Origin of the sequence: Maribellus luteus, assembly GCF_003576475.1 — a bacterium.
Classification (GTDB): Bacteria; Bacteroidota; Bacteroidia; order Bacteroidales; family Prolixibacteraceae; genus Draconibacterium; species Draconibacterium luteum.
In genome coordinates, this window is sequence record NZ_QWGR01000004.1 from 503,685 (window position 1) to 528,895 (window position 25,211).

A 25,211-nucleotide genomic window follows, 5' to 3' on the forward strand; every position below is an offset into this window, starting at 1 on the left:
ATTCCTTGTAAAATAGTCTGCTTCCATTTCGATGAAATACTTCATATCCTCTTCTTTATTCACCGTTATTTGTCATCAGGGAGACTCATAACGTACTTAGTGATTTAGTGTCGCCTTATGCTTCACTTGTAGTTGTTTATTTTAACTGTTCGCGCAGCCATCCCGGACGGTTGGTAGTAATGGCGCTCACACCAAGTTCAGCAACTCGTTTGGCATCTTCGGGTTTATCAACCGTCCAGCACCATACATCCAGTCCCAGTTTTTTGGCTTTGGCCATTGTTTCGGGTGTAACCAGTTTGGCATTTACATCTATTCCTTCAAGACCCAGTGCGGCACATTCCCCGATTTTGTTATCCAAATCTTTAGCCGATGAGGTAAGCCAGTAACAGTCGTTGTCCGGGAAAAGCTTTTTAGCAGTGAGAATCGTTTCCCAGTTAAAGGCGATAAATTTAACCTGTTTCTCCTTGCCCGATTTTTTGATTGCTTTTTGTAAAGCCGTAAAAATTTCAGGACCGGTTTTGATTTCGATGACTAAGTATCTGTCTTCTGGAATAATCTTCAGAACTTCTTCTACGAAGGGGATCTTTTCTCCGGCAAATTTTTCATCTTTCCAGGTACCGGCATCCAGCTTTCTCAGTTTTTTTGATTTTGTTTCTGAAACTACGAGGTCCACTCCGGTTGTTCTTTTTGTGGTTTTGTCGTGGATCGCCACCACCCGTTGATCAGGAGTCAGGTAAACATCGATTTCAACGCCTTCAGCACCGAGTTCCCATCCGAGTTTAGCTGCTGCAACTGTATTTTCAGGGGCCAGGTAAGAAGCTCCTCTGTGTCCTACAAACTCCACTTGTGCGAACAAAGAAAAGCTTGCCGTAATCATGAAAAATAAAAGAAATGTTGTTTTCATTCGTTTGTAATTGTTTGTTTTTACCAGTTTGTCGCTATATAACAATATCGTTCGTTTTTGTCTTTTGATGAGAGATAGTTTTATTGCTTCGGATTGGGGCGGTTTTGTCTGATCTTCCATTCGGTAGTGGAAAATTTCACGGAAGGATCGGCTACATCGTTGCATTTTACGATCAAAGCACCTTCTTTCTCCCAGTACGATTTAACGGTATAGCCGTTCATTGGGCCATCTTCTTCTCCCCGCACCGTTTTGTCGTCAGGGTTTACAATAATTTTCAGACCGGCAGATTCGTTCAGCATATCCATGTCGCCACGGCTGTTGCCACCTACTATCAGAGGCCTGGTTTTGATGTAGGTTTCAATGGTGTGCGCTTTTCCGTCATCCTGCGGAATCGGAAGAATAATCTCGTTGGTGGTTTTACCTTCTTTTACCACGCATTTGGCACCCAGAATATTTATTTCCGGAATACCCAATTGTTCCGACACAAATTTCTGGTAAAGAATTTCGGGAGATGCGGTGAGTACCCAAACTTCAAATCCGTATTCCTTGAGGTTGGCAATTAATTCCTTCATTTCAGGGTAAAACTTTCCCTCATAGGCTTGGCGGAAGCAGTTGTAGCCAATCATTTCAATTTCGGAAGGAGAGAGACCGGCCAGGAAATGGATGCGGTCTTCTACATATACTTTCCCCACGTTGTCCCCGTTTTTCACCATGCGGTTCAATACCTCGAGTTTTTCTTTTGCTTCCTTGTCGTTTCTGTTTTTCAGAACCTGGTCGGCATAGCGGTAAAGCGCTTCGTCAGCTAAATAATGGGGTACCTGCCCAAAGGTTGTTCCATCGCAATCGAAAACAGATACTTTTCGTTCGGTCATGGTAAGTGTTGAGTTCAAAAAGCTTTCAAGCTTCTCATTTACTTCTTTCGACCATCCTTTGATGGGGCGAAAGGTTTGAGCCTGTATTCCCTGTATAAACAGGAGGAATGTGAGTGATGATATAAATAGGATCTTTCTCATTTTTCAATTGATTTGTAAGATGCGCAAATGCGTTTTTTGTTTATTGATTTAGATTAAGCTGCTAATCGTTGTTTCTCTGTTTTCCAGGTAAAAGCGGTGAAAATGATGGAAATCACACAGGCTGCGAGCATAAGGATAAATGCCGCATCCCAGCCCCAGTGGTCCACAATAAATCCGATGGCAATATTGGCCAGCAAGGCTCCGCCAAGGTACCCGAACAGTCCGGTAAGACCTGCTGCCGTTCCGGCTGCTTTTTTGGGAACAAGATCAAGTGCCTGGACTCCGATTAGCATAACCGGTCCGTATATCAGGAACCCGATGGCAATCAGAGCGATATTGTCGATCATGATATGGCCGGCAGGGTTTTGCCAGTACATATAAATGGCCGCCATCACCAGCAACATGTAAATAATAATTGCGGGGGCCCGTCTTCCCTTGAACACTTTATCCGAAATCCATCCACACAATAAGGTTCCGGGGATACCTGCGTACTCATAAGCAAAATAGGCCCACCCCGATTCAGAAATGGAGAAGCCTTTTACCTCGTCGAGGTACGTTGGAGCCCAATCGAGCACTCCGTACCGCACCAGGTAAATCATGGCGTTGGCAAATGCAATCAACCATAAAAATTTGTTTCGGAATACATAGGTGAAGAAAATTTCCCTTGCTGAAAATTCCTTTTCATAGCTTTGGTTATAATCTTTCGGATAATCCTTTTTGTAAGCTTCAATATTTGGCAGACCGCAGGATTGCGGAGTGTCCCGAATCAGAATATAGGCCAGGAAAGCGATCCCCATCGCAATTAATGCCGGAAAGTATAGCTTACTGTGCCAGTTTCCGAAAATGGCAACTCCTACCACTGCCAGCGGGCCAATCAAGCCACCGCCGATGTTGTGGGCCACGTTCCAGATCGACATCATAGTGCCACGTTCTTTTGTCGAAAACCAGTGAACCATTGTACGTCCGCAGGGAGGCCAGCCCATTCCCTGAAACCAACCGTTGATAAAAATTACAATAAACATGATGGTTACCGAAGAAGTAAGCAACGGAATGGTTCCCAGGCTAAAGATGGTCAGAGCCGAGAGTAATAATCCCAGGCTAAGAAATACCCTTGCATTGCTTCGGTCAGAAACTCCTCCCATCAGGAATTTGCTTAGCCCGTAGGCAATCGAGACAGCCGAAGCAACTATCCCCAATTGACTTTTAGTGTAGCCCTGCTCAATAAGGTCGGGCATAACAAGCGAAAAGTTTTTTCGAACCAGGTAGTAACCGGCGTAACCGATAAAAATGCCCAGGAAAACCTGCCAGCGTAATTTTTTATACGTCGGATCTATTTTCTCCTCAGGGAGTAGTTCTTTGTGTGGAGGGGGAGATAGTATATTTTTAAAATTAAGCATTTAGTTAATATGTTAAAGTTCGCAAAAGTAGGTTTCTAGTATTTACGTTTTATTGCTATTTGTTTACATTTTTATTACAGTGGGTTTATGCCAGGTAGCATTGGGCTATGTCTGTATACGTTTTAATTTGTTCTTTTTCCCAGTTTTCGTCTTTCTTGAGTTCCTGTGCCATAATTTTGGCTACTTTGGGTGCAATCTCAATGGATGCTTTGGCGTCGAGATAGAGTAATCTCACTCTGCGTGCCAATACATCGTCAACGGTGCGAGCCATTTCCTTTCTAACTGCCCAAACTACTTCCCCAACCGTGAAATCGTAGTCTTCGATTAACTTGCGTGCATAGTCCGGATTCTCCTTCTGAAGACGCAGTATTTCGTCCTGGTCGCTACCATAAACATAGAGCCAATGATTGTAATCCGGATTTTCGCGGTGGCCGTGTATTTTTAGATTTTTGGTTTTGCAAGGCTTTTGAGGAAGATTCTTCTTTTTAATGGCCAAGTCAACCGTTTCTTCCGCCATAATTCGGTAGGTAGTCCATTTTCCTCCGGTAATGGTAATCAGGTCAGAGTCGGAGGCGATTAGTTTATGACTACGCGAAATTTCTTTTGTTTTGGTTTCATCCGCATGCTTTTGTGGGGCGGCCAACGGTCTTAGTCCGGCAAAAACGCAAAGTACATCTTCCCTCTGTGGTTTCCGCGTAAGATAGCGTCCGGCTGTTTCCAAAATGAAATCAACTTCTTCCTGCAGGGCTTTGGGCTCCAGAACAAAGTCTTTTACCGGGGTGTCTGTTGTTCCTAAAATTACCCGGTTGTGCCACGGAACTCCAAACATTACGCGGCCATCGCTGGTCTTGGGAACCATGATGGCATCGTCGCCGCCAAGAAAGGATTTATCAACAACCAAATGCACTCCCTGACTGGGTCTGACCAACGGTTTTTCTTCGGGCGCATCCATTTTGATAATATCATCTACAAAAATACCGGTGGCGTTAATAATGCATTTTCCTTTTAGCTTGAATGTGCCGCCGTTTAGTTCATCCTGAGCTATGACTCCCGAAACTTTTCCGTTGGAGTCTTTCAGAAGTTCGGTAACTTTTACATAGTTTACCGCGTTTGCACCATTTTCTGTGGCAGTTTGCACAAGGTTAATAGCCAGGCGTGCGTCGTCGAACTGGCCATCTTTGTAGGCTACTCCCCCTTTTAGGTTTTTCTGCTCTATCTCGGGGACATGTTTTATTACTTCTTTTTTACTCATTGGGATGGAATGTCCCAGTCCCATCTTTCCTGCGAGTAAATCGTACACTGTAAGGCCTATCGTATAAAATGGTTTCTCCCACCATAGGTAGTTTCCGATTATAAATCGTTGGTTTTTAACCAGGTGTGGTGCATTTTTTCGCAGGTATCCTCTTTCTCGCAAGGCTTCTCTCACCAGAGCAACATCTCCTTTCTGCAGGTAACGAACTCCCCCGTGTACTAATTTTGTACTTCGGCTCGATGTCGCTTTTGCAAAGTCTGATTGTTCCAGTAAAACAGTTTTATATCCACGGGTGGCTGCATCTACTGCAATGCCTAGGCCCGTGGCTCCTCCTCCCACAATAATGAAATCCCATTCTTCATTTGATGACTTCAATTGTGCGATGTAGCTCTCTCGGTTCATTTTATGTGGTATTTTAATCATTAAAGGTTTTTGATCTTTCTTATCTAAAAGATGAAGTAAAAATAAATTTCTGTTTCGATAAAAACAAAATAAAATGAAACTAAATGAAACTAAATGAAATTTAAGGGGTTTTGAAAAGGGCTGAAATTTAAGCAGAGGCAGTACTGTTGTATCGAGTGTATTTCAGTAGATAGGTGATTTTGAGGATTTTTTAAGTGGTTGATATTGTAGTAGTTGTGAAGGCGTTTTCCTGGGTTATTAGGTGAAGTTACTATTCCCGGGAAAGTTGTTTCGTGTTAACTTAACGCCAGTTTCGCTTTTGAAGAAGTGAAGGGGCCGTTCTCAGTAATCGAAATTAAATAAATTCACGAATATAAAAGGATGTAGCTTTTATTTTACTCATAATCAAATGTTTGTATGTGCTGGTGGAAAGGTGAGTAAGTTGCCTTAGTTGTGTTATATTCATTTCATTTTCTTATTTTTGCTTGAAAACAAACTAAAATTATGAGAAATATCGCGCAAAGGCACAAAATTATTTTGAACGAATTGGAGAAAAAAGGATTTGTTCGTGTGCAGGATCTGAGTAAAAAATTAGACGTTTCGGAAGTTACGATCCGGAAGGATCTGAAGGAACTCGAAGAAAGAAGGCTGCTTTACCGTAATCATGGCAGTGCGAGCCAGCTGAGTTCGTTGATTAACGACCGGCACATTGATGAAAAGGCTAAAGTTCAGGTCGAAGAAAAAGCGCGTATAGCCGATGCGGCCAATCTGTTGCTGGAGAAAAATGACCGGATTATAATTGCCTCCGGAACAACCCTTTTACGTTTTGCGCAGCAAATGACCTTTGCCGAGCCGTTAACAGTAATTACCTCTTCGGTTAAAGTTTCGCTAACGCTTAGTTATAAACCCAATATTGACATAATTCAGCTGGGCGGAATCATGAGGAAAAGTTCTGCCTCTGTTATTGGTCCTCACGCTGAGTATTTTTTAAAAGATCTTACCTGTAACAAGCTTTTCATTAGTGTGGATGGTATCGATCTTGATTTTGGACTTACCACCAGTAACCTGGACGAAGCATACCTCAATAAATTTATGATAAAGGCTGCGCAGGAAGTAATTGTTTTGGCTGATTCTTCAAAGTTCGGGAAACGGGGCTTTGGAAAGATCTGTGACATGCACCAGATTCACCGGATTATTACCGATAAAAATGCTTCACCCAATGCCATTGCAATAATGAGAGAAAAGGGGATTGAGGTGGATTTGGTGTAACCCTTTACTTTCTGATGTTTAGTCAAGTACGATTTGGAGTCGTTTTCTGAGGCTCCCGGAAAAGTCGAACAAAGAATACTCTGAGTTTCCGATGTTTGGTTTCTTTTTGATTCCGGCATCCAGAAAATCGTGTAGGAAACTGTTGTCAAAAAGGTTGTCAACCACTTCGGTGAAGCTTGACCTGGAAACGTTTTCGGTACTCCAAAGTGGTGATTCATTCAATTCTCCCTGTACAATGATTCTTTTTTGAAATGCATCGCATCTTTTGGCCACGAAGCTGGCTGATTGAATTTGGTTGTATTGTGTTTTTATGATGATAAGATCGGCCCAGAGGATGTCTTTGTCGCGAAGTTTTTTCACGCCCAAATCAATCAGCTTCTTCTCCCAGGTAATTGGGAGCTCAATGGAAATCTCGAGTAGCTCCAACGGTGTTGAATGCTCTTTTTTTGTATTTAGCCCAAGCTTGTTTAACCAGCTTTTAGCGGTGTTGTCTTTCTCCGGATATATTAGTAATGTTTTCATGTGGTGTTATATTTAAGCGTTTCTGTTGTACAAAGAAAATGTGCGGACAGAAGTATAAAAAGAATAAGGGGTTGGTGTCAAGAAAATGTGATTAAATGCTCGGAAATGGTTGGAATACCACCTATTTGGGATTAGTGGCAATTATCCCAACGGGAGAAGGTGTGTGCAGGGGATGATTGTTACTTATTCAAGAGATTAATGGTGGCGAAGAGCTTCTTTTACCTTTAGCGCGTATTGGCGCGAAACATGAATGGTTTGTGGAAAGTTAAACAGCGAAAGTTCCAGACCATAGTTTCCGCGTGTTAGTTTCTGGACATGCTTACGGTTTACAATGTAGGAGCGGTGGCAACGGATCATGTCCTGGTAGCGCGATAATTGTGCTTCGGTATTTTTTAGTGTATTGCGGATGAGCTTTTTGTTTGTTTTGCCATCTTCTTTGTATAGAACTTCAATATAATTATTGGCTGATTTAATCAGCATGACCTGCTCTGACGGAATCTGGAAAAACTCTGTTTTGTTTTCCGATTCAAAATCAATCATTTCATCTTCGGGTGGCTCTTTTTCCAACTTTTGGTTGGAAGGAACAAACTGGCTGAGTTCCTCGATCTGTTTTTTTAGCATGTAAATCCGGTTAATGGTAACCAAAACAGCTGCCGCCGATATCGAAAGAATTACAATGTTAATTACGATGGGAAAATTGATCCGGACTCCTCCAACATAGCGGGCAAAAAATGAAAAGGCCACCGAGTTGAAGATCACAAACAGCAGGTCGATGATGATCTCTTTCTTGATGTTCCAGCGTTCTTCAGAAAAGGCTTTGGTGAAAATAGATGGAATTACCAGCCGGAAAATACTCAGCAAAACCAGTGTAATAGCTCCAAAGGTGGCCAAAATAATAAGCCGGTTGTCAAAATCGGGATTCTGAATTTCGAAGGGTTGAAAGAAAAGCAGGAATAAGAAAATGCCCAGACTTACCGAAGTAATGGTCCGCACATTGATCTTGAGGTTATCGTTGAATGGGTATTTTTTGTTGAGTGAATTAAGCATGCTCCGGTTGTTTTAATGGTTAAAAAACCGCGAGCAGCAGGTTGATGTCTTTCGACGGAATGTTGAACAGGCGGCCGATGTCGTGGTTGGTTAGAATTCCCTGATAGATATAAACGCCTTTTCTAAATCCTTTCGAAACTTTTATGTAGTTGTCAACACCTCCGTTATCGCCAATAGCCAGTAAAATCGGGATGAGAATATTGCTCATCGAGATGGAAGCGGTTCGCGCAACCATGGCCGGAGAGTTAGGTACGCAATAATGTACTACGCCGTGTTTTATAAAGGTAGGATGGTTGAAATCGGTACATTCCGAAGTTTCGAAACAACCTCCCTGGTTCATGTTGAGGTCGATGATCACAGAACCTTCTTTCATTTGCTTGATCAGTTCTTCCGAAACTTTGAATTTCGGCGGCGTGTTAAACGATGCGGCACCAATTACTGCATCGGCCGAAACCAGTGCTTTTCTCAGTACTTTCGGGTAAAACACGGATGTGAAAATCCGGCGCCCCAGTTTCTCTTCCAGTTTGCTCAGTTCATACACCGAGGTGTCAAAAACTTTTACGAAAATTCCGAGTCCAAGAGCGGCGCGGGCAGCGTATTCGGCTGCAGTGCTTGTTCCGATAATCACCAGTTCGGCAGGAGTAACGCCAGTCACTTCGCCAAACAAAACGCCTTTGCCGTTTCTCGATTTGCTCAGGTATTCACTGGCAATTGTGATGGAAGTGACCCCTGCAATCTGGCTCATTTGATGTACGAAAGGCAGAAAGCCGTCTTCATTTTCCAGGTATTCGAAAGCAATGGTGGTAACTTTCTTTTGCATCAGTTTCTGGATTGATTCCATACTGTATGCCTGAATTTGCATGCTCGAAATAATCACCTGGTTTCCACGCAGCGAGTCAATTTCTTCGTTGCTGAATGTCGCCAGGCGCAGAACGATATCGCACTGAAATGTTTCTTCTTTGGTGTCAACAATAATGGCGCCTGCTTTCTGAAAATCTTCGTTGGTGTAGTTGGCCGATTTTCCGGCATTTCTTTCAATGAATATTTCGTGGCCGTATGAAACCAACAAATCTACTGCCTGAGGAGTTAAAGGCACGCGGTATTCGACTTTGGAAAAATCGGAAGGGATCCCAATTTTTAATTTCTGCCCTTTCTTGCGAACCTCCAACATCTCTTCCTTGGGCAGTAACATCGATTTGGGTATTGAAACCTTTTCCTTTGCTTTTTCCATTGCTGAAACGTGAGAATATTAACTGCTGATTTTGACAAGAGCAATTTACAAGCAAAAGGGGAGTTTTCAAAATGAAGATTCGAAATTGTAGATTACCTTACAAATGAAGACTTAGGGGATGAATGCGGTTCGGAAATTCACTGGTAATCAGATTGTTTGTGCACTTATTTGCCGGGTGCCATCTTCCGAAACTTCAATTGTAACTTCCACCATTTTCTCCGGAAGCAGTGGCTCAATCATTTCGGGCCATTCAATTAAACAATAACTGCCGCTGTAAATGTAGTCTTCATAACCCAGGTCAAACGCTTCTTCAATGTCTTTGATGCGGTAAAAATCGAAATGAAAAATTGATTCCATTTTCGCTGTGTTGTATTCGTTGATCAGGGCGAAAGTGGGGCTGGTGATGTTGTCCCGGCTTCCCAGTTCCCGGCAAATAGACTGGATGAAAGTAGTTTTCCCGGCACCCATCTTTCCGTAAAAAGCAAACACCCGTTCGTTGGGGAAAGTGCTGATCAGTTCTTTGGCGACCTCTGGCAATGCAGACAGTGTTTCAACTTTTCTTGAAAACATATTACTCGTACAAATTTTTGCAATAATACAAAAAGACTCTAAACTATCTTGTATCCGTGTCAAAATTGGGTAAAAATCAGGGAAATGGTTGTTTTTTGTGGCTTCTTATTTCGGCAAAATGTTTTAATTTTGACGAGAATCTTTGAAATCATTTCGTTATGAAACGAGCCGGAAGGAGTTTTACTGAACCAGAAGATTTTTGCCGGCGAGTTCCATGTTGTACCATAAAATCATTTAAAACGTAATAATATGAATATTCCTGCTGATTTGAAATACACGCAAGACCACGAATGGGTGCGCGTTGAAGGCGACCTCGTTGTGGTTGGTGTTACCGATTTCGCTCAAGGTGAATTGGGTGATGTTGTTTTTGTTGAAATTGAAACAGAAGGCGAAGAGCTTGGAAAAGGCGAAACTTTTGGTACGGTGGAAGCCGTTAAAACAGTTTCGGATTTATTTATGCCTGTAGGTGGAGAAGTAGTTGAAGTTAACGAAGCCCTGGCCGACGATCCTGAACTGGTAAACAAAGATCCTTACGGTGACGGCTGGATGATTAAAGTTAAAGTAGCCGATGCAGCTGAATTGAATGAGTTGCTGGATGCTGATGCTTACAAAGCAATGATTGAAGCTTAGAAAGAACAAATCGAAGATAAAGGAAGGCGTAACTTTTAGTTGCGCCTTTTTTGTTCCTAATCGGATAATCTAGGAAGGCGCCTTGGAGGAAAAATGAATGCATTGGCCTGTTAATTTAGGCGTCTTGCAAACTATTGTTTTGAGAAGGTGTAGATATTCGGTTAGTTTGAGCAAAAATCACAAATAACAAACTTGATGAATACATTAATTGCCGGTTTTATCGGTCCCCAGGAAATTGTCATTATTATTTTCATAGGCTTTATTCTTCTGCCCGTTTTTATTCTTTATAAAGTTGTAAAAAATGCGAGGAACAAGAAGAATGAGAACACCAGATGGTCGGGAGAAGAAGTGGAGAAACAGTTTCGCAAATTCAGCGAAGATAGTTTTGTTAAAAAGAATGTCAGGGAGTATTTTCCCGTAAAAGAAGGAAATAAGATTACGCTGATCCAGTTTAGTGAAATTGTGGATTTTTCAGTGATCAATAACTACGTGTTTTTAACCGATATAAACGGAAAGGATTATCTGGTTGATTCAAGTTTAAGCGCACTGGAGCTGAAATTGCCTGATGATTTTATTCGGGTTCACAAGTCCACAATTATCAACAGCAAGTTAATTGGCGAGGTTAAGAAACTGGACAATGGACGCTATGATTTGGTGATGAAATGTGAAAAAGAACGGGTGATTTCGTGTAGCAAAAGTTACAATGAAAAGATTAAGTCGATTATTGACTTTTGAACAAGGAAATATTGCTTTTATACAGAAAATGCCCGGCTATTTTGGCCGGGCATTTTTGTAGAACTTTATAATTGTCAATCAAAGTTATCCGATTACAAAGTCTGAGTATGTTGAATTGATTGATTTATCCGCATTTAGACGAGCCACACGAAATACAGGTAAGACAGCCTTCCTGGTAGATCACTTCTTCCGATCCGCATTCGCCGCATTTGGCGCCGTCGGCCAATGTTCCGTCCGGAATGTACTTTTTAAGCGCACGGGCCACACCGGCTTTCCACGAGTTAATGGTTTCGTTATCAAGCTGCAGGCTGGTTACCAGTTCCACTACTTTGTGGATGGGCATACCGTGACGCAGCGTTCCCGAAATCAGTTTCGCATAGTTCCAGTAAACCGGGTTAAACTTGTGCGACAGTCCTTCGATGGTGGTTTTGTAGCCGCGTTTGTTAACGTATTGGAAATCGTAGCGCGAGTTTTCTTCGTCGATCCAGCTTTTGAAAATGTATCCTTTCCCCACAGAGCGAGGCAGTAAAATTCCGTCTTCATCGTCGTGCAAACCGGTGAAAATCTCGTAAGGTTTGCCATCCATCAGCCCGATAAAGGCAATCCATTTCTCTTTGTTGTTCTGGAAACGAACCACATCGGCTTCCAATTTTTCCGGGCGGTGAGTTGGGAAACTGCCGTCTTTTTTCGCCGGCTTGTCGTTCGAAATAAGAACTCCTGAACGTGATCCGTCGCGATAAACAGTAACACCTTTGCATCCGCTTTTCCATGCTTCGAAATACAGATTTCCAACCAACTCTTCTTTTACATCGTTCGGAAGGTTGATGGTTACTGAAATAGAGTGGTCAACCCATTTCTGGATACGGCCCTGCATGCGCACTTTGTTCAGCCAGTCAACATCGTTGGAAGTGGCTTTGTAGTAAGGCGATTTCTCTACCAGTACATCCAGTTCTTCCTGGCTGTATTCGCGGCTGGTGTCGTAACCGTTGGTTTTCATCCAGGTTTTGAAATGGTGATGGAATACGGTAAACTCTTCCCAGTGGTCGCCTACTTCGTCAACAAAATCAACACGAACATCTTTGTCGTTCGGGTTTACTTTCCGGCGGCGTTTGTAAACCGGCAGAAATACGGGCTCAATCCCCGACGTGGTTTGCGTCATCAAACTGGTTGTTCCGGTTGGAGCAATGGTTAACAACGCAATGTTACGGCGGCCGTACTTGGTCATTTTCTCGTACAAAGCTGCGTCTTCTGCTTTGATGCGGTTGATAAGCGGGTTGTTTTTTTCGCGTTCAGCATCGTAAATTGTGAACGGGCCGCGTTCTTTTGCCAGATGAACAGAAGAGCGGTAGGCTTCCACTGCGATGGTTTTGTGAATTTCAACCGAGAAGTCGGTCGCATTTTCGCTTCCGTAGCGCAAGCCAAGAGCTGCCAGCATATCGCCTTCAGCCGTGATGCCAATACCGGTCCTGCGTCCTTCTTTTGCTTTGCGTTGAATGTTCTCCCACAATTTTCTTTCGGTGTATTTAATTTCTTCTGCCTCCGGGTCGGCATCTACTTTCCCGATAATGGCATCGATTTTCTCCAGTTCAAGGTCGATAATGTCGTCCATAATGCGTTGTGCATAGTGAACGTGTTCTTTGAATAACTCAAAGTTGAATTTTGCCTGCGGAGTGAATGGATTCTCAACATAGGAATAGAGGTTGATGGCCAGCAAGCGGCAACTGTCGTACGGGCACAACGGAATTTCTCCGCAAGGATTGGTGGATACGGTGCGGTAACCAAGATCGGCATAGCAATCCGGCACCGACTCTTTAATAATGGTATCCCAGAATAAAATACCCGGTTCGGCAGACTGCCAGGCGTTCTTGACAATCTTTTGCCAAAGACGCATGGCATCTGTTTCTTTGCTGTATATCGCTTCCCCCGTAACCGGATATTGTTGGATGTAAGGAGTACCTGTTTCAACAGCCTGCATGAAATCGTCCTGAATTTTAACAGAAACGTTGGCTCCGGTTACTTTACCTTGTTCCATTTTGGCGTCGATAAAGCTTTCCGAATCGGGATGCTTGATTGAAACCGACAGCATAAGTGCGCCCCGGCGTCCATCCTGGGCTACTTCGCGCGTCGAGTTTGAATAACGTTCCATGAAAGGTACAATGCCGGTTGAGGTAAGCGCCGAGTTCTTTACCGGTGAACCTTTGGGACGAATATGCGAAAGGTCGTGACCAACACCGCCACGGCGTTTCATAAGTTGTACTTGCTCCTGATCAATTTTCATGATACCGCCATACGAGTCAGAGTTGCCGTCGTTTCCAACAACAAAGCAGTTCGACAGCGATGCAATCTGGTAATCGTTTCCGATTCCTGTCATTGGTCCGCCTTGCGGAACAATGTACCTGAAGTCTTTCAATACACTGTAGATCTCTTCTTCAGTTAAGGGGTTTGGGTAGCGTTCTTCGATTCTTGCGATCTCTTTGGCTAACCTCCGGTGCATGTCGTCGGGTGTCAGTTCAAAAATATTCCCGAAAGAATCTTTCAAGGCATACTTGTTCACCCATACTCTTGCTGCCAAATCGTCTCCTTTGAAGTACTCTAGCGAGGCCTTTACCGCTTCGTCCTGAGCGTAAATTTTCTTGCCCGCCGGGGCTTTTACAGATACTTCGTTTAATGCCATTTTTATTCCTATATGTGAGTTAAATAATAATAAGATTTATTCCTTGATTGCTCCAGTTTTCCGGCTTGTAGAATGTGTAATGCAAGATAGAAATGAAAACAGGATTTTGGAATTTTTTCATGAACAAATTCATCAAAAGTTATCAACTTTCAAAAGTTATTATTTTGATAATCAATGTAATGCATGTTTGATAGATGAAAAAAGTTTACCGAAAATGTAATTTTAACATACAAGGAAGAGGTATTTTTTTATAGAATCTTTGGGGAAATAATTCAATTTTTTGAGGAATTTTTTTCTAACAAAAAGTATGCTAAATAAAGTTATGTGTTAAAAACTTTTTTTATGATAACTTTTGTCGATCCCACGTTTTTTTCTACATATTTCTGGCAGATACCGGAGGCATTTGCCAGCTCATTTTTGTCTTCAAGCAGCCGGTTTAGGGCTTTGTTGAGTGAGTTTGAATCGTCAATAGGAAAAGCCCCTTTTTCTTCCACCAAATCCACTGCTTCTTTAAACTTGAGGTAATTGGGGCCGAAAATAATGGGTAGTTTAAAAGTGGCAGCTTCCAGTATGTTGTGGATTCCTACGCCAAAGCCACCGCCTATGTATGCTATGTTTCCGTATTGGTAGAGCGACGAAAGAATGCCGATCGAATCAATTATCAACACATCAAATTCTTCGATAGCGGTATTTTGCACTTTGCTGAATGAAATCGCCTTCTTTTTCAACAGTTGGTGAATTCTGTTAATATTGGCGGGTGCTACCTCGTGTGGAGCCAGAATGAATTTTACGCCCCGGCTGTTGTTGATAAACGCTGCAAGCAGCTCTTCATCGGGTTTCCAGGTGCTTCCGGCAATTATAAGCGGGGAATTGCCTTTGAACTTTTCAACATTTTCGAACTTTTTTGCACTCTTTGCAATAGCGGCTACCCGGTCGAAACGTGTATCGCCGGCAATGGTGTAATTGGTAATGTCAATTTTCTCGAGCAGTTGTGCCGACTTTTCATTCTGAATAAATATGTGTTCAAAACTGAAGAGCATTTTTCGGTACCATTTTCCCCACAAACTGTTCTTGAAAAAAGATTGGTTTTCGCGGAAGATGGCCGAAACAATGTAGAGCGGGATGTTTCTTTGTTTTAGTTGATGAATGTAGTTGTACCAGTATTCGTATTTTACAAAGAAAGCTTTTCGGGGTTGAAGCACATCCAGAAAATACCTGACATTGCTCTTTGTGTCGAGCGGAAGGTAAGCCACCAGGTCGGCGCCATCGTAGTTTTTACGAATCTCGTAACCCGACGGAGAAAAGAACGTGAGCGCAATTTTGTACTGGGGAAACTCTTTTCTCACTTCCTCGATCACCGGTCTGCCTTGTTCGAATTCACCCAGCGACGCACAGTGAAACCAGAGATAGTCAGCCTGACTGTCCACTCCGGATTTTAATTGCTGTTTCCAGTTTTTTCTTCCCGAAACAAACAGTTTGGCTTTGGGATTGAACAGAGCCGCCACGCGCGTGGCAAGGGCATAAAAATATATACCAAGATTATAGAGGAATGTCATAGCTTGAAGTCTAAGAAATACCGACGCTCACTTAAGTACTCGTATATCGTAATGTTGATTAAAAGCAGTAAAAACAGGTAGGCAAATTTCTCGACCGGGAAATCTGCCAGGTTGATGTTCATGGTGTGTTGTGGGTTGTAATTCACGATTTCCAAACGGCTGGCTATCCCCGAAAGAATGGTAAAGGGGAGGAGCGAGACAAAATAAGCCAGGTAGAATTTGGTCAGGTTTTTCCTGAAACGGTTTCTGAATACCGTGTATCCCAAATAAATGGCAGCGAGAAAAAAGGTAAAGAAACTAAACATGTTTTGGCGGAAGGTATAGGCAAGAAAGGCCAGAGCCGCAAAACCAATCAGGCTGATAATTACAAAAAGACGGGGTTTCTCGAAGTTTTCGAAACGGATTTTCAGCCATTCATAAATATACACCGCCGACCAGGGAATGACAATGAACGAAAGCCATTCTTCCATCGGGACTTTCAGCCATTGAATACCGCTTGTATAGGCCGGGTTGAAATTCCAGATGTCCATTTCGATAAAGCGGCGGTCCCACATCACAAAAATGGCTCCGGCAAAAATGGTGGCGGGAATGAGGTAGCGCAAACGAAAAACAAAGCGCACTTTACGCTGGTAGCCCAGGATTAAGGGGATTACCAGGTAGCCCAAAAGAAGCAGTAAGTAGCTAAAATTTTTGAATTCCATTTGTCTGAATTTGCGCCAAAGTTATTTAAAAATACGAAGGTTTGGTAACAAAAAAAGTCATACTCTCACGCAAGATGAAAGTATGACTTTTTGTATGGTTGAAGCAGTTTAGAACTGCATTTTGGCAGCTTTTAGCGGATCGTCCCCTTTTGAAAGCGGGGTCATCCGGAAAGAGTAGCTGTATTCTTTTGCGGTGAGGCGGTACTGGTCGTGAGTCCATGCTCCCCAGCTATCGTCGCCGCCAACACCCATTTGCCGGTAATCGATGTTTACCGAAGTCAGGTCGCGGGGCTGCACGTCGGTGGTGTGGCGGTTCACTACCGCAATGCCTTCTACCTGGCGCCCGTCGGTACGCTCCATCGATTCAAAATCTTCCAGAATGTTGTGGTGGGCGCTTACTTCCAGCAGTGGCATTCCGGTAAACAGCAAGCCGTTTCCTTCGTTATCGGTGATGGTCATCCAGCGTACATCGGTTTTGTTGCCGTTTTCCTGCGGACGAAGATAGGCCCAGTACTGATCGGCCACACTTCCGCTGTACAAGCCCACAAAAGCGCCTGATTTCCGGTCGCAATATGATTCCTGCGGCCCGCGGCCCAGCCAGCTCATTTGGTCGAACTTGCGCGGCATTACCAGGTTCATTCCCATTTTTACGATTTCAGGAAGATCTTTGGCGGTCATTTTAAAATGATTGTTTACAACTACATCTCCCGTTCCGTAAACGGTGTAAGTTGAATTGTAGGAAGCAATTTTCGCCCCTTCGTCATTGACAAGATCGAATACGAATTCGATCTGGACTTCTGCGTTGCCGATCTTTTTTACATTGGTTTTTACAACCTGGCGGTTTTCACCTGCTTTTCTCCACACCCGCGAGCGTTTGTGCAAGTTGTTGCCAAAGTCGTTATCAATCGGTGCCCTCCAGAAATTGGGAACAGGCCCGCTTATCAGCAATTCGGTTTCGCCTTCTTTAAAGCTTGTCATCACTCCTGCATTTTTGTCGAAGGATACACTAAAAATATTGTCGGCAGAAATGGTCACTGCATCTTCCGATTCTTCAGTTTTAACATCAGGTAGTTTTACCGCAGTCAACTTTCCAACTATTGGAGTGAATGCTGGTAATTCAAATTGCTCGGCAGCCATTTCGGTGCCGGCTTCTACCAGGCTCCAGTCTTTTTTCAGTTTGGCTTTCAGGGTAAGGAAGTATTCAACTCCGGGTTCCGGGGTAAGGCTGTAATCGATGGTAAATGTTTGCGATGCGCCCGGTTCGAGATCGATTTCACCCAGACTGCCGTTGTCCAGCATCTTGCCATCACCGGTAACTTCCCATACAAAGTCAAATGCTGATAAGTTCAGGAAAGCATATTTGTTTTGAATGGAAATTTCTCCGGAGGTCAGATCTTCCGCTTTAAAGGCTATGTACTGGTAAACTTTTTTTACTTCCAGCAAATGTGGTTTCACGGTACGGTCGGGATTTACCAATCCGTTGTTACAGAAGTTGCCGTCAGAAGGAACGTTTTCGGGACCAAAGTCGCCGCCGTAAGCCCAGTATTCCTCACCTTTTTCGTTGGTGGTTAACAAGCCCTGGTCAACCCAGTCCCAGATAAAGCCTCCCTGAAGAGCGGGATATTTTTCAATCACATCCCAGTAATCCTGTAAGTTGCCTACGCTGTTGCCCATGGCATGTGCGTATTCGCACTGGATCAAGGGCTTTTCCGGATTGCTCTCGGCGTATTGGATCATGCCTTCGATTCGCATGTACATCGGGCAGAAAATATCGGTATTTCTTTCCACTCCTGCCCGTTCGTACTGCACTGTTCGTGTGCTGTCAACCGATTTCAGGTAATCGTAAGTAATTTCGAAATTAATTCCGTTACCGGCTTCGTTTCCCAACGACCAGGTTACAATACAGGGCTGGTTTTTGTCGCGTTCGAACATATTTTTTGTGCGGAACATGTGCGCTGCCTTCCAAAGGGTGTCTTTCGCCAGCGATTCAGGCCCGTAGCCCATTCCGTGCGATTCGATGTTGGCTTCATCGATGATGTACAAGCCAAATTTGTTGCACAGGTCGTACCACAATTCCGGTTGCGGGTAATGCGAAGTGCGAACCGCATTGATGTTGTTTTCTTTCATGGTTTTTATATCCAGCAACATCGTGGCTTTGTCCTGAACATGGCCTGTTTTGTCGTTGTGTTCGTGCAGATTGACGCCTTTCATGTAAACGTATTGGCCGTTAACCAGCAGGTGTCCGTCTTTTATTTCCACCCTTCTGAAACCCACTTCCTGGCGAATGACTTCCACAATTCCTTTTTTGTTTCGCAAGGTGATCATCAGCTCATAAAGATTGGGTATTTCTGCCGACCATTGTTTTACATTTTCAATTTCAGCATCAAATGCTACACTGCTTTCGCTTGTTGTCTCCGTGAATTCCCTGATAAGCGTTCCCTTGTCCGAAAGGCTTGCTTCTACAGTTAGTTCCGCATCGTTTTGCAGCTCGATGTTCAGGCTGAATAAGCCGTTTTTAAAAGAGTCGTCGAGGTTGGAGCCAACGCTGAAATCCTTGAGTGCCTGATTGCCCCGGGCCACCAGGTACACGTCGCGCGTAATGCCGCTTAAACGCCAGAAGTCCTGGTCTTCGAGGTAGGAGCCGTCGCACCAGCGGAATACTTCAACGGCCATGGTGTTTTTCCCCGATTTCAGGAAGGGAGTAATGTCGAATTCCATGGGTGTTTTGCTGTCTTCGCTGTAACCAACGTATTGTTCGTTCACCCAAAGACTGAGGCTGGCACCGGCAGCGCCAAAATGCGCGATCACCTGTTTGTTTTTCCAGTTGGCCGGAACTTCAAAGGTCCGTTTGTACGAGCCCACCGGATTGTAATCGTCGGTAATAAGCGGCGGGGTTGTATTGTGCGGATACTTTACGTTGGTATAAATCGGGTAGTCGTATCCCTTCATCTGCCAGTTCGATGGTACTTCTATCTGGTCCCAGGAACGGGTGTCGAAATCGTTTTTGAAAAACCAGAAAGGACGTTCCGCCGGGTTGTTTGCCAGGTGAAACTGCCACATGCCGTTCAGCGACTTTATCAGCGGCGACTGCCACTTGTCTTCAGTTCGTGCCTGCTCGGTTGCTGTAAACGGTATAAATGAAGCGCGGGGCTCCAGTCTGTTAACTTCATTGATGGTTGGGTCTTCCCATGGTTTGGGCGATGGTTCCTCAAAAGGTACTCCCGAATAGTCGGAATAACTTGAACAAGCTGTAAGGATTATTAAGAAGAGCAGTTGTGAGGCTAGAAATAATTTCTTGCGATTGTACATAGCTTTTGAGTTTATGCTTTTAGATACTGACAAATATAAACTTTACTATTCTGAATTCTGAGCATGGGTCAATAATAAGAATCGTGTTTTCAATTTTCGGCTATTCAGGTAAGAAATAGCAAAGTTTAATTTTGCTATTTCAGAAGAGGACATCCGCAGTTTCTGCAATCGTCATCATTTATATCATGCATAAATGCACAGGCATTGCAAAATACGATGGTGTCACCCGATTTGTCAAATTTCTCGTACGAATGCAAAGAACCATGGTATCTGACCTTATCGCCGATTTTATAATAATCGTAAACTGTGTCGTCGTCCTCGTTACGGATTGCGTGCGTATTTCCATCTTCGCTTTTGACGAAGACGATGAAAATGAGCCGTTCTGCTTTCACTCCATTGTAACCAATGTCTTTGTTCGTTTTTCTTACACTTTTATCGATCACCACTCCATCCCAGGTGCGACTGTCAGTCCTTGTTCTTGTAGAAAAGAAGCCGATAAGGATGAACATAAGCGCAATGGTAAGCCCGATTTGCAGCGCTTCCGGATTATTCATTTCAGAACTCAGTGCGCCATAGACATAAAAACCTAACACGGCAATGGCAGCAATAATTAATGAAAAGCCAAATCTCCAGTTTTTGGTATTTTGCCGGTACCTGTCGAAAGCCTGGTCGTTTATTTTTGACGAATACGCCATTTATTTGCTTTTTAAAAGCGCTACAATGTTTTTTAAATCCAATTCCGCCGGAGCCGGTATGTTGAGTTCTTCTGTGTTTTTTAAGGTTCGGTCGTAATAGTAATATTGAATAAAAAGACCGTGGAAAGGTTGATCAATCATCTTTACTTTTTGAATGCCCGATAAGGGAAAATCCCAGTTGTGGAAAAATCCGTTGATGTAGGCGAATTTTTTTCCGAGTAAAACCACTCCGTCGCCCCGCAGGTTTTTGGAGCGGTAGTAGCGAGGCATGCCCAGAGCAAAAGCGGAAATAATGACAATGAGGACCAGCATAACCACTAACATGGCGGCTTTTCCTTCTTCGATGAAAACAATGAACGCTCCAAAAATCAATACAATCAAAACGACGGTAATGATCAGGATAGCCTTGTTTTTAGCCTGCTCGGTGCGGAACAGGGTGTTTACATACGCTGTCTTTTGTTCTTCGCTTAGCGACCACGATGCGATTACATTTTCTCCCGAAATAAGCGTATCCAGTTTTTTGGCGCGGCTTCGGAAAACCACGGCCGTTATTAGTGCAGCAATCGCAACAAAGATCCCAACCAGCGTGATTGCATATATTCCATGTAAGGGGCTGCCTTCGGTGAAGGACATAATTACCAGAACGACAGAAATCAGTGCGATCAGCAGTGAAATTGTTACGGGCTTCCGTTGGCTGTTTTTTACTTTGAGCCGATGGTTGATTTTTCTAAAATCAATGTCTTCCGGGTACTGGTTAAAAGGAGCATTTCCCGGCTCTTTTTGGGGTTCCCCTTCTGTTTTCACTTCCGTTTTAGTGGCTTGTTTTATTCCGCAGTTTAGGCAGAAAAGCGCATTGTCGGCAAGTTGTGTTCCACAGTTTGTACAGTATTTAGCCATCGTTTAATTTTTATTTCCGTTAAACAGCAGTTTGAAATCGATAAAAAGCAAGGTTACGAAAAGCAGTGATGTAAAGGTAAAATTCTGGTCCATAACGCTCTGGTAAATCAGCGCTGCGAGAAAAACTACCTGAACGACCACTAGTAGTTTTATAAGCCAGTTGTAAGGTTTCGGTTTTTTCAGCCGGATAAAAACCAGGACCAAGACAAGAAATGAAAAAAACAATATTCCGAGTACCTCGTTGAGGCGGTAACTTCGCACTGCCAGTATGGTATTGACGATGAGGTATAGCCAGGTCCAGATGGTTACTCCTCCAGCTGTTTCTTGTTTAGCCACCTCAGTTACTTTTGTTTTTGAAGTTACTTCCTGTGCTTTTTTTGCACCGGTTTTGCTTTTCTCAATCCATTCTGAAGCATTCTTCTGAAAAGAGGAAGTTGCTTTGCTTCTCAGGCTGCTCTTCAGTTGTTGTTCAACTCCCTTAAACATTTTCTCTTTGTAGCCCGAAGCATATGTTTTGCTTTGTGCTGTAATAGATGCAGTGCCGCAGGCAGGACAAAACTTTGCGACAGGGAGTAGCGATTTTCCGCATTGGGTGCAATAAGCCATGGTTTTATGTTTTAGCTGTTTGAAGGAACTCCTTTGTCAAATGTTTTTAAATCTTTGAATCCGTTTTTAATGGCTTCGTTCAGCGTTTTCAGATCGTGCCCCGTAACCCGTTTAATTGTCTTTTCAATTTTTTCCACCCGGTGCGGATCGGCATCACTCGTAATTTGTGTTGAGACCTGTTTCGCATAATTCATTGCCAACTGGGTTTTCGGATCGAGTTCAGGAATATCCAGGTTCTGGCTTTTGTATCCTTTTCGCACATCCTCCAGTGTTTTTATTCCTTTCTGAAGTTGTGCGTATGCTTCGGGTTTGGTGCCGTTGTCGATCGAATTTTGTACTTTGTTTTTATACATTTCTCCTGTTTTTTCAGCACTAATCAGCCTCGAATTTCCTTTTTTTACCTGCTTGATGTTGGCATCCAGAATTTCGACTTCCCCTGTTTTTGGATTGACAACGTGGTCGGAATAATCAGAGCAAGCTTCGGCATCGAAACGGTCGGTGCCGCGCTGCTGGTGTTTTTCTGCCCATTCCTGGTTGCTGATTCCTTCCGGTTTTCCCGTCAGCTCACCAAAAATATCGTACGAGTCTTCTTTCCATTTTTGAGTTTCCACTTCGTGAAATTCAATTTTGCCTTCAGCGGTTTTTACTTTTCGCAGAACCCGGTAGTCACGGTCGGTGTTTACACTGTTCGGGTCGGCACCGGGAGTCCTGAATTCGTCAATAATTACTTCGTGTTGCGGTATGCCAAGTTTTTGGGCGATCGCCTGTTTTAATTTGATATCGTGAACATTGTAAATCGATTTTCGTGTGCGCACAAAAATTTCTTTTAGCTCCGGGCTTCCCCATTTTTTTATGGTTCGTACTTTTTCAGGGTCGCGCATTATTTCCAGCAGTTTTTTCTGGCTAAGCACTTTTTTCCCCATTTCCGTTTTGGTGTTTTTCATGAAGTCTTCGAAAAACTCTTTGGGAGAAGCAAAGCCGGTTTGACGGTTCATGTATTCGCGGTGCAGTTTTTCGGTCAGTTTCCGCATAATCATTTCTTCGGTCAATCCCTGGGCTGTTAGTTTTGCGGCTTCCCACACCGAATAGTTGGTTTGATAGAGGTTGTAGGCAAATTCGGTGGCGATGTAAACTGCGTAAGCCAGCGGTTTGTTTTTTCCGACAATCAGCTCAATGTTTTCAATCGACAATAAACGTCCCTTGGTCTGGCTCATTAGTACCGACATGATTTTTTCTTTCTGCAAATTCCAGAAATCCTCTGCTGTTGCATTGGGCTCATAATACATCATTTTAATGGCATCGATCATTGTCGATTTGGTCAGTCCGAGCGCGGTGGAGCCTAGCCCCCCTGTAAAATAGGCGGTTAAGGCATTAAAGGCAATATCTCCGGCCCACTCTGTCCATTCGAGGGTGGTAGTAATAAGATTTGCCCAAGCCTCCTCCAGTTTGTAACCTTCGGCCCCTTCTGCTAAAATCAGTTCCCCGGCAATTTTCCAGATACGGTTGCGCATTTCAACCATACCCTCGACCCCCAACTTCATTTTTTGCGACTCCAGGATATCGTAAAGTTTGTTTTTCGAGTCTCCCGCCGGCATGTAATTATTCAACACATATTTACATTCCTCGTACGCTTTTACCCAATCCGGAAACTCATCGCCAATTCCGTAAGTCTTTACTTTAACATTTATAATTTTCTCGAACAGCTCCGGTTTTTCGTGGTTGACAACAGGCGCACTTACCTTGTATTTTATTGAATGAATATCACCAATCCCTGGGATTTCAGCCTGTGTTGTAAACTTATAGTGCCCGTAAGGTATATTTCCCAACAAGTCGATAAATTCGAATTGAGGTAGCAAGACACTCATCAGGTTGAGGGTTTTATCATCGTCTGAAAGCAGTTCAAATTGTAAATCCTTTAATCCCTCTGAATCAACAATGATCTGGTTGCTTTGCGGATCATAAATATTCAGCGCAAAATCGATAAAACTTTCATGAGGTTTGTTGGCCGTAAACGGAAGGTCTCCGCTTTTATTTACGCCGTGTCGGATCAAAAGACCTTCCTGCGAAACCATGATGGTAAGATGCCGTTCGATGGGTTCTTCATCGCCCTGGGCAGCCGAAATGGCGAGTGTCCGGCTGATCACCGATTCGTTCTCTCCGGGCGAAACCAGGGGGCCGGTGAGCCTGACCGAAACACGGGTTTCGTTTTGTTTTTCAATATCGATCATGGTCAGTGGGTCAGCCGGGTCAACTCCGATCCGGTATTCGGCACTGAAATTCCAACCCTTTTCTTCGCCGGCATTCTCAATCCACGCATCAAAGGTGATTTCACTCATTTCGTCCGAAACAGGGAAGGTGGCATCTTCGATTTCGGTTTCTATCCGGCAGTCGAGCAACGCTATTTCCAGGTCGTTTTGCAGTGGTGGCTCTCCTTCGGGCACATCGTCCATGTACAAGCTCAGAAAAACAGAGCCTGGCATGTTGGCCGTTTTATTGTTTGGATTCGGGCTGGTGCTCCCCATGTTAATAGCGATTTTTTCATCATCAATTACCGGTTCCGATAAGTCAATCCAATCACTTTGGGGCTTAAATACAATTTGTTCAGTAAGTTCGGGAAGGCTGGTTCCCTCTTCGTCAAGAACCTGTGCCTGAATGGTCAGCACCTGGTAAGTGTCGGGACGAAGACTGCGTTTTCCGGCAGGGATCGTTTCTATTGAAATACGGGGTTTGGTCTGGGTTTGAATGCGAACCGATTTCTGAAATTCGTGTCCATCGGCACTTGCCTGAACCATTAAATCGAACGAGGCTTTTTCTGGTTTCCCGCTTAACAGAAGCTGTGCCGAAACGCTTCCAGAGGCTTGCGGAGGAGTGACTTTTAGCGCTTTTTCAGGACTTACTATCCTGATTTGGGCAGCCGGGTATTTCCGTTGTGTTTTTGGGGTGATTTTGTAAACAACCACCTCTAAAACATCGGGTTGATTTTGTGCCAGCTGAAAGTTTTCCTTGTTCAGATTCAGGATGTACTTAACTTTTTCTTCTTCCTCTTTTTCTTCTTTTTCGTTTTTCTTGGAGGTAGTTTTTTTAGTGGTTGTTTTGGGTTTTTTGAAAAGTTTTCGTCCCAGGGCTGCTGCTCCTCCTGCGCCAATCAATCCAATTATTGCTTCCCAGGGCACTTCGTCTTCTGATGATGAACCAGTGCCGGGTGCTTCAGAACTACTTTCTTCCGATGCAGAGTCCAAAGGAGGAGCGAACCCTGGAGCCATATTATACCCGGTTTGCGTTCCCTTGACATCGTCGTCGTAAGCTTGTTGCAACGACGACGGCCTGTAGCCCATCCTGGTGCCTATAAAATGGAATTTACCCGTTTGAGAATTCTGAACAAGTGAATATGAATTTATAGCTGTGCCATAAGTGCCTTGAGTTGACGAGAAAATATGAGCTCCCGAAATGGTGCCGGGTTCTCTTTTTCCTGCCAAATTTTTGGTATGAAATTTTACAACTCGTGAAACTTCAAATCTTCGCCGGTCAACGGTTTCTCCATTTACCGAAATATCTCCTCCCGAATTGCGGATTAACTCCTGAACTGCCTGCTCAATTTCAGCATCAGAGGGAAGTCTGTTCCATTGCAGCCCTCCGGCTTGTGTGGCTACATTCATCGGGTTTTGCGCCCCAATTGTGAAAGATAACAGAATCAGTATTAGCAGAATGGTATTTGTTTTCATCATTCCAGGATAGGTAGGTTAGTCTTATTTTTTATTGCTTCAAAACAACCAGTTTCTCAATCGGATGATTTTGTCAGTT

The 25,211-nt window shown here is 43.6% G+C and carries 19 protein-coding genes; 3 read left to right on the top strand and 16 right to left on the bottom strand.

Annotated elements, in window-relative coordinates; translation table 11 throughout:
• Window positions 1-136: 136 nt before the first annotated feature.
• From D1614_RS10180 to D1614_RS10195, 4 genes are all read right to left on the bottom strand, one after another.
• Entirely contained in the window at window positions 137-904 is a 768-nt protein-coding gene (locus D1614_RS10180; protein WP_162304464.1) for a glycerophosphodiester phosphodiesterase, read from the bottom strand.
• Window positions 905-984: 80 nt separating this feature from the next.
• Window positions 985-1,917, bottom strand: a complete 933-nt coding sequence (locus D1614_RS10185; protein ID WP_119437803.1) for an HAD family hydrolase — start codon at window positions 1,915-1,917, stop codon at window positions 985-987.
• A gap of 53 nt (window positions 1,918-1,970) precedes the next feature.
• A complete protein-coding gene (gene glpT / locus D1614_RS10190; protein ID WP_119437804.1) occupies window positions 1,971-3,314 on the bottom strand; it encodes a glycerol-3-phosphate transporter in 1,344 nt (447 codons plus the stop codon).
• A gap of 85 nt (window positions 3,315-3,399) precedes the next feature.
• The gene (locus tag D1614_RS10195; protein ID WP_119437860.1) at window positions 3,400-4,968 is read right to left on the bottom strand and encodes a glycerol-3-phosphate dehydrogenase/oxidase; all 1,569 of its coding nucleotides are present in this window, start codon (window positions 4,966-4,968) and stop codon (window positions 3,400-3,402) included.
• A gap of 504 nt (window positions 4,969-5,472) precedes the next feature.
• Between D1614_RS10195 and D1614_RS10200 the strand changes: the two genes are divergently transcribed.
• The gene (locus D1614_RS10200) at window positions 5,473-6,237 is read left to right on the top strand and encodes a DeoR/GlpR family DNA-binding transcription regulator (RefSeq protein ID WP_119437805.1); all 765 of its coding nucleotides are present in this window, start codon (window positions 5,473-5,475) and stop codon (window positions 6,235-6,237) included.
• 18 nt (window positions 6,238-6,255) lie between these two features.
• On the opposite strand, the gene D1614_RS10205 is transcribed toward D1614_RS10200, so the two are convergent.
• The 4 genes from D1614_RS10205 to tsaE form a co-directional block, all read right to left on the bottom strand.
• On the bottom strand, window positions 6,256-6,759 hold the full coding sequence (locus D1614_RS10205) for a hypothetical protein (protein ID WP_119437806.1): 504 nt from the start codon (window positions 6,757-6,759) through the stop codon (window positions 6,256-6,258).
• A gap of 195 nt (window positions 6,760-6,954) precedes the next feature.
• Window positions 6,955-7,806 (bottom strand): LytR/AlgR family response regulator transcription factor, encoded by an 852-nt coding sequence (locus D1614_RS10210; protein WP_119437807.1) that lies wholly within the window; start codon window positions 7,804-7,806, stop codon window positions 6,955-6,957.
• Between the two features lie 19 nt (window positions 7,807-7,825).
• On the bottom strand, window positions 7,826-9,037 hold the full coding sequence (locus D1614_RS10215; RefSeq protein WP_119437808.1) for an alanine dehydrogenase: 1,212 nt from the start codon (window positions 9,035-9,037) through the stop codon (window positions 7,826-7,828).
• A 147-nt stretch (window positions 9,038-9,184) separates the two neighbouring features.
• Entirely contained in the window at window positions 9,185-9,607 is a 423-nt protein-coding gene (gene tsaE / locus D1614_RS10220; RefSeq protein WP_119437809.1) for a tRNA (adenosine(37)-N6)-threonylcarbamoyltransferase complex ATPase subunit type 1 TsaE, read from the bottom strand.
• A 249-nt stretch (window positions 9,608-9,856) separates the two neighbouring features.
• Here tsaE and gcvH point away from each other — a divergent pair, with 249 nt between their 5' ends.
• A complete protein-coding gene (gene gcvH / locus D1614_RS10225) occupies window positions 9,857-10,237 on the top strand; it encodes a glycine cleavage system protein GcvH (protein WP_119437810.1) in 381 nt (126 codons plus the stop codon).
• A gap of 195 nt (window positions 10,238-10,432) precedes the next feature.
• The gene (locus tag D1614_RS10230) at window positions 10,433-10,972 is read left to right on the top strand and encodes a LytR/AlgR family response regulator transcription factor (protein ID WP_119437811.1); all 540 of its coding nucleotides are present in this window, start codon (window positions 10,433-10,435) and stop codon (window positions 10,970-10,972) included.
• 124 nt (window positions 10,973-11,096) lie between these two features.
• On the opposite strand, the gene D1614_RS10235 is transcribed toward D1614_RS10230, so the two are convergent.
• From D1614_RS10235 to D1614_RS10270, 8 genes are all read right to left on the bottom strand, one after another.
• The gene (locus D1614_RS10235; RefSeq protein WP_119437812.1) at window positions 11,097-13,646 is read right to left on the bottom strand and encodes an adenosylcobalamin-dependent ribonucleoside-diphosphate reductase; all 2,550 of its coding nucleotides are present in this window, start codon (window positions 13,644-13,646) and stop codon (window positions 11,097-11,099) included.
• Between the two features lie 320 nt (window positions 13,647-13,966).
• Window positions 13,967-15,202: a 3-deoxy-D-manno-octulosonic acid transferase gene (locus D1614_RS10240; RefSeq protein ID WP_119437813.1), complete on the bottom strand. Its 1,236-nt coding sequence runs from the start codon at window positions 15,200-15,202 to the stop codon at window positions 13,967-13,969.
• Window positions 15,199-15,903, bottom strand: coding sequence for a lycopene cyclase domain-containing protein (locus D1614_RS10245; protein WP_119437814.1), 705 nt, complete (start codon window positions 15,901-15,903; stop codon window positions 15,199-15,201). The genes D1614_RS10240 and D1614_RS10245 overlap by 4 nt, the downstream gene beginning before the upstream one ends.
• A gap of 108 nt (window positions 15,904-16,011) precedes the next feature.
• Window positions 16,012-19,212, bottom strand: a complete 3,201-nt coding sequence (gene lacZ, locus D1614_RS10250) for a beta-galactosidase, LacZ type (RefSeq protein WP_119437815.1) — start codon at window positions 19,210-19,212, stop codon at window positions 16,012-16,014.
• A 134-nt stretch (window positions 19,213-19,346) separates the two neighbouring features.
• The gene (locus D1614_RS10255) at window positions 19,347-19,907 is read right to left on the bottom strand and encodes a hypothetical protein (RefSeq protein ID WP_119437816.1); all 561 of its coding nucleotides are present in this window, start codon (window positions 19,905-19,907) and stop codon (window positions 19,347-19,349) included.
• Complete coding sequence (locus D1614_RS10260) at window positions 19,908-20,804, bottom strand: zinc ribbon domain-containing protein (protein ID WP_119437817.1); 897 nt, start codon at window positions 20,802-20,804, stop codon at window positions 19,908-19,910.
• 3 nt (window positions 20,805-20,807) lie between these two features.
• On the bottom strand, window positions 20,808-21,410 hold the full coding sequence (locus D1614_RS10265) for a zinc ribbon domain-containing protein (protein ID WP_119437818.1): 603 nt from the start codon (window positions 21,408-21,410) through the stop codon (window positions 20,808-20,810).
• A gap of 11 nt (window positions 21,411-21,421) precedes the next feature.
• On the bottom strand, window positions 21,422-25,135 hold the full coding sequence (locus D1614_RS10270) for a hypothetical protein (RefSeq protein WP_147384152.1): 3,714 nt from the start codon (window positions 25,133-25,135) through the stop codon (window positions 21,422-21,424).
• Window positions 25,136-25,211: the final 76 nt, after the last annotated feature.

What these genes read in the sequence shown, in the direction of transcription:
- D1614_RS10265 (WP_119437818.1), bottom strand. Translation starts at nt 21,410, where the DNA reads ATGGCTTATTGCACCCAATGCGGAAAATCGCTACTCCCTGTCGCAAAG.
- D1614_RS10195 (WP_119437860.1), bottom strand. Translation starts at nt 4,968, where the DNA reads ATGAACCGAGAGAGCTACATCGCACAATTGAAGTCATCAAATGAAGAA.
- D1614_RS10245 (WP_119437814.1), bottom strand. Translation starts at nt 15,903, where the DNA reads ATGGAATTCAAAAATTTTAGCTACTTACTGCTTCTTTTGGGCTACCTG.
- D1614_RS10210 (WP_119437807.1), bottom strand. Translation starts at nt 7,806, where the DNA reads ATGCTTAATTCACTCAACAAAAAATACCCATTCAACGATAACCTCAAG.
- lacZ (WP_119437815.1), bottom strand. Translation starts at nt 19,212, where the DNA reads ATGTACAATCGCAAGAAATTATTTCTAGCCTCACAACTGCTCTTCTTA.
- D1614_RS10200 (WP_119437805.1), top strand. Translation starts at nt 5,473, where the DNA reads ATGAGAAATATCGCGCAAAGGCACAAAATTATTTTGAACGAATTGGAG.
- D1614_RS10205 (WP_119437806.1), bottom strand. Translation starts at nt 6,759, where the DNA reads ATGAAAACATTACTAATATATCCGGAGAAAGACAACACCGCTAAAAGC.
- D1614_RS10240 (WP_119437813.1), bottom strand. Translation starts at nt 15,202, where the DNA reads ATGACATTCCTCTATAATCTTGGTATATATTTTTATGCCCTTGCCACG.
- D1614_RS10180 (WP_162304464.1), bottom strand. Translation starts at nt 904, where the DNA reads ATGAAAACAACATTTCTTTTATTTTTCATGATTACGGCAAGCTTTTCT.
- glpT (WP_119437804.1), bottom strand. Translation starts at nt 3,314, where the DNA reads ATGCTTAATTTTAAAAATATACTATCTCCCCCTCCACACAAAGAACTA.
- D1614_RS10270 (WP_147384152.1), bottom strand. Translation starts at nt 25,135, where the DNA reads ATGATGAAAACAAATACCATTCTGCTAATACTGATTCTGTTATCTTTC.
- gcvH (WP_119437810.1), top strand. Translation starts at nt 9,857, where the DNA reads ATGAATATTCCTGCTGATTTGAAATACACGCAAGACCACGAATGGGTG.
- D1614_RS10255 (WP_119437816.1), bottom strand. Translation starts at nt 19,907, where the DNA reads ATGGCGTATTCGTCAAAAATAAACGACCAGGCTTTCGACAGGTACCGG.
- D1614_RS10260 (WP_119437817.1), bottom strand. Translation starts at nt 20,804, where the DNA reads ATGGCTAAATACTGTACAAACTGTGGAACACAACTTGCCGACAATGCG.
- tsaE (WP_119437809.1), bottom strand. Translation starts at nt 9,607, where the DNA reads ATGTTTTCAAGAAAAGTTGAAACACTGTCTGCATTGCCAGAGGTCGCC.
- D1614_RS10185 (WP_119437803.1), bottom strand. Translation starts at nt 1,917, where the DNA reads ATGAGAAAGATCCTATTTATATCATCACTCACATTCCTCCTGTTTATA.
- D1614_RS10215 (WP_119437808.1), bottom strand. Translation starts at nt 9,037, where the DNA reads ATGGAAAAAGCAAAGGAAAAGGTTTCAATACCCAAATCGATGTTACTG.
- D1614_RS10230 (WP_119437811.1), top strand. Translation starts at nt 10,433, where the DNA reads ATGAATACATTAATTGCCGGTTTTATCGGTCCCCAGGAAATTGTCATT.
- D1614_RS10235 (WP_119437812.1), bottom strand. Translation starts at nt 13,646, where the DNA reads ATGGCATTAAACGAAGTATCTGTAAAAGCCCCGGCGGGCAAGAAAATT.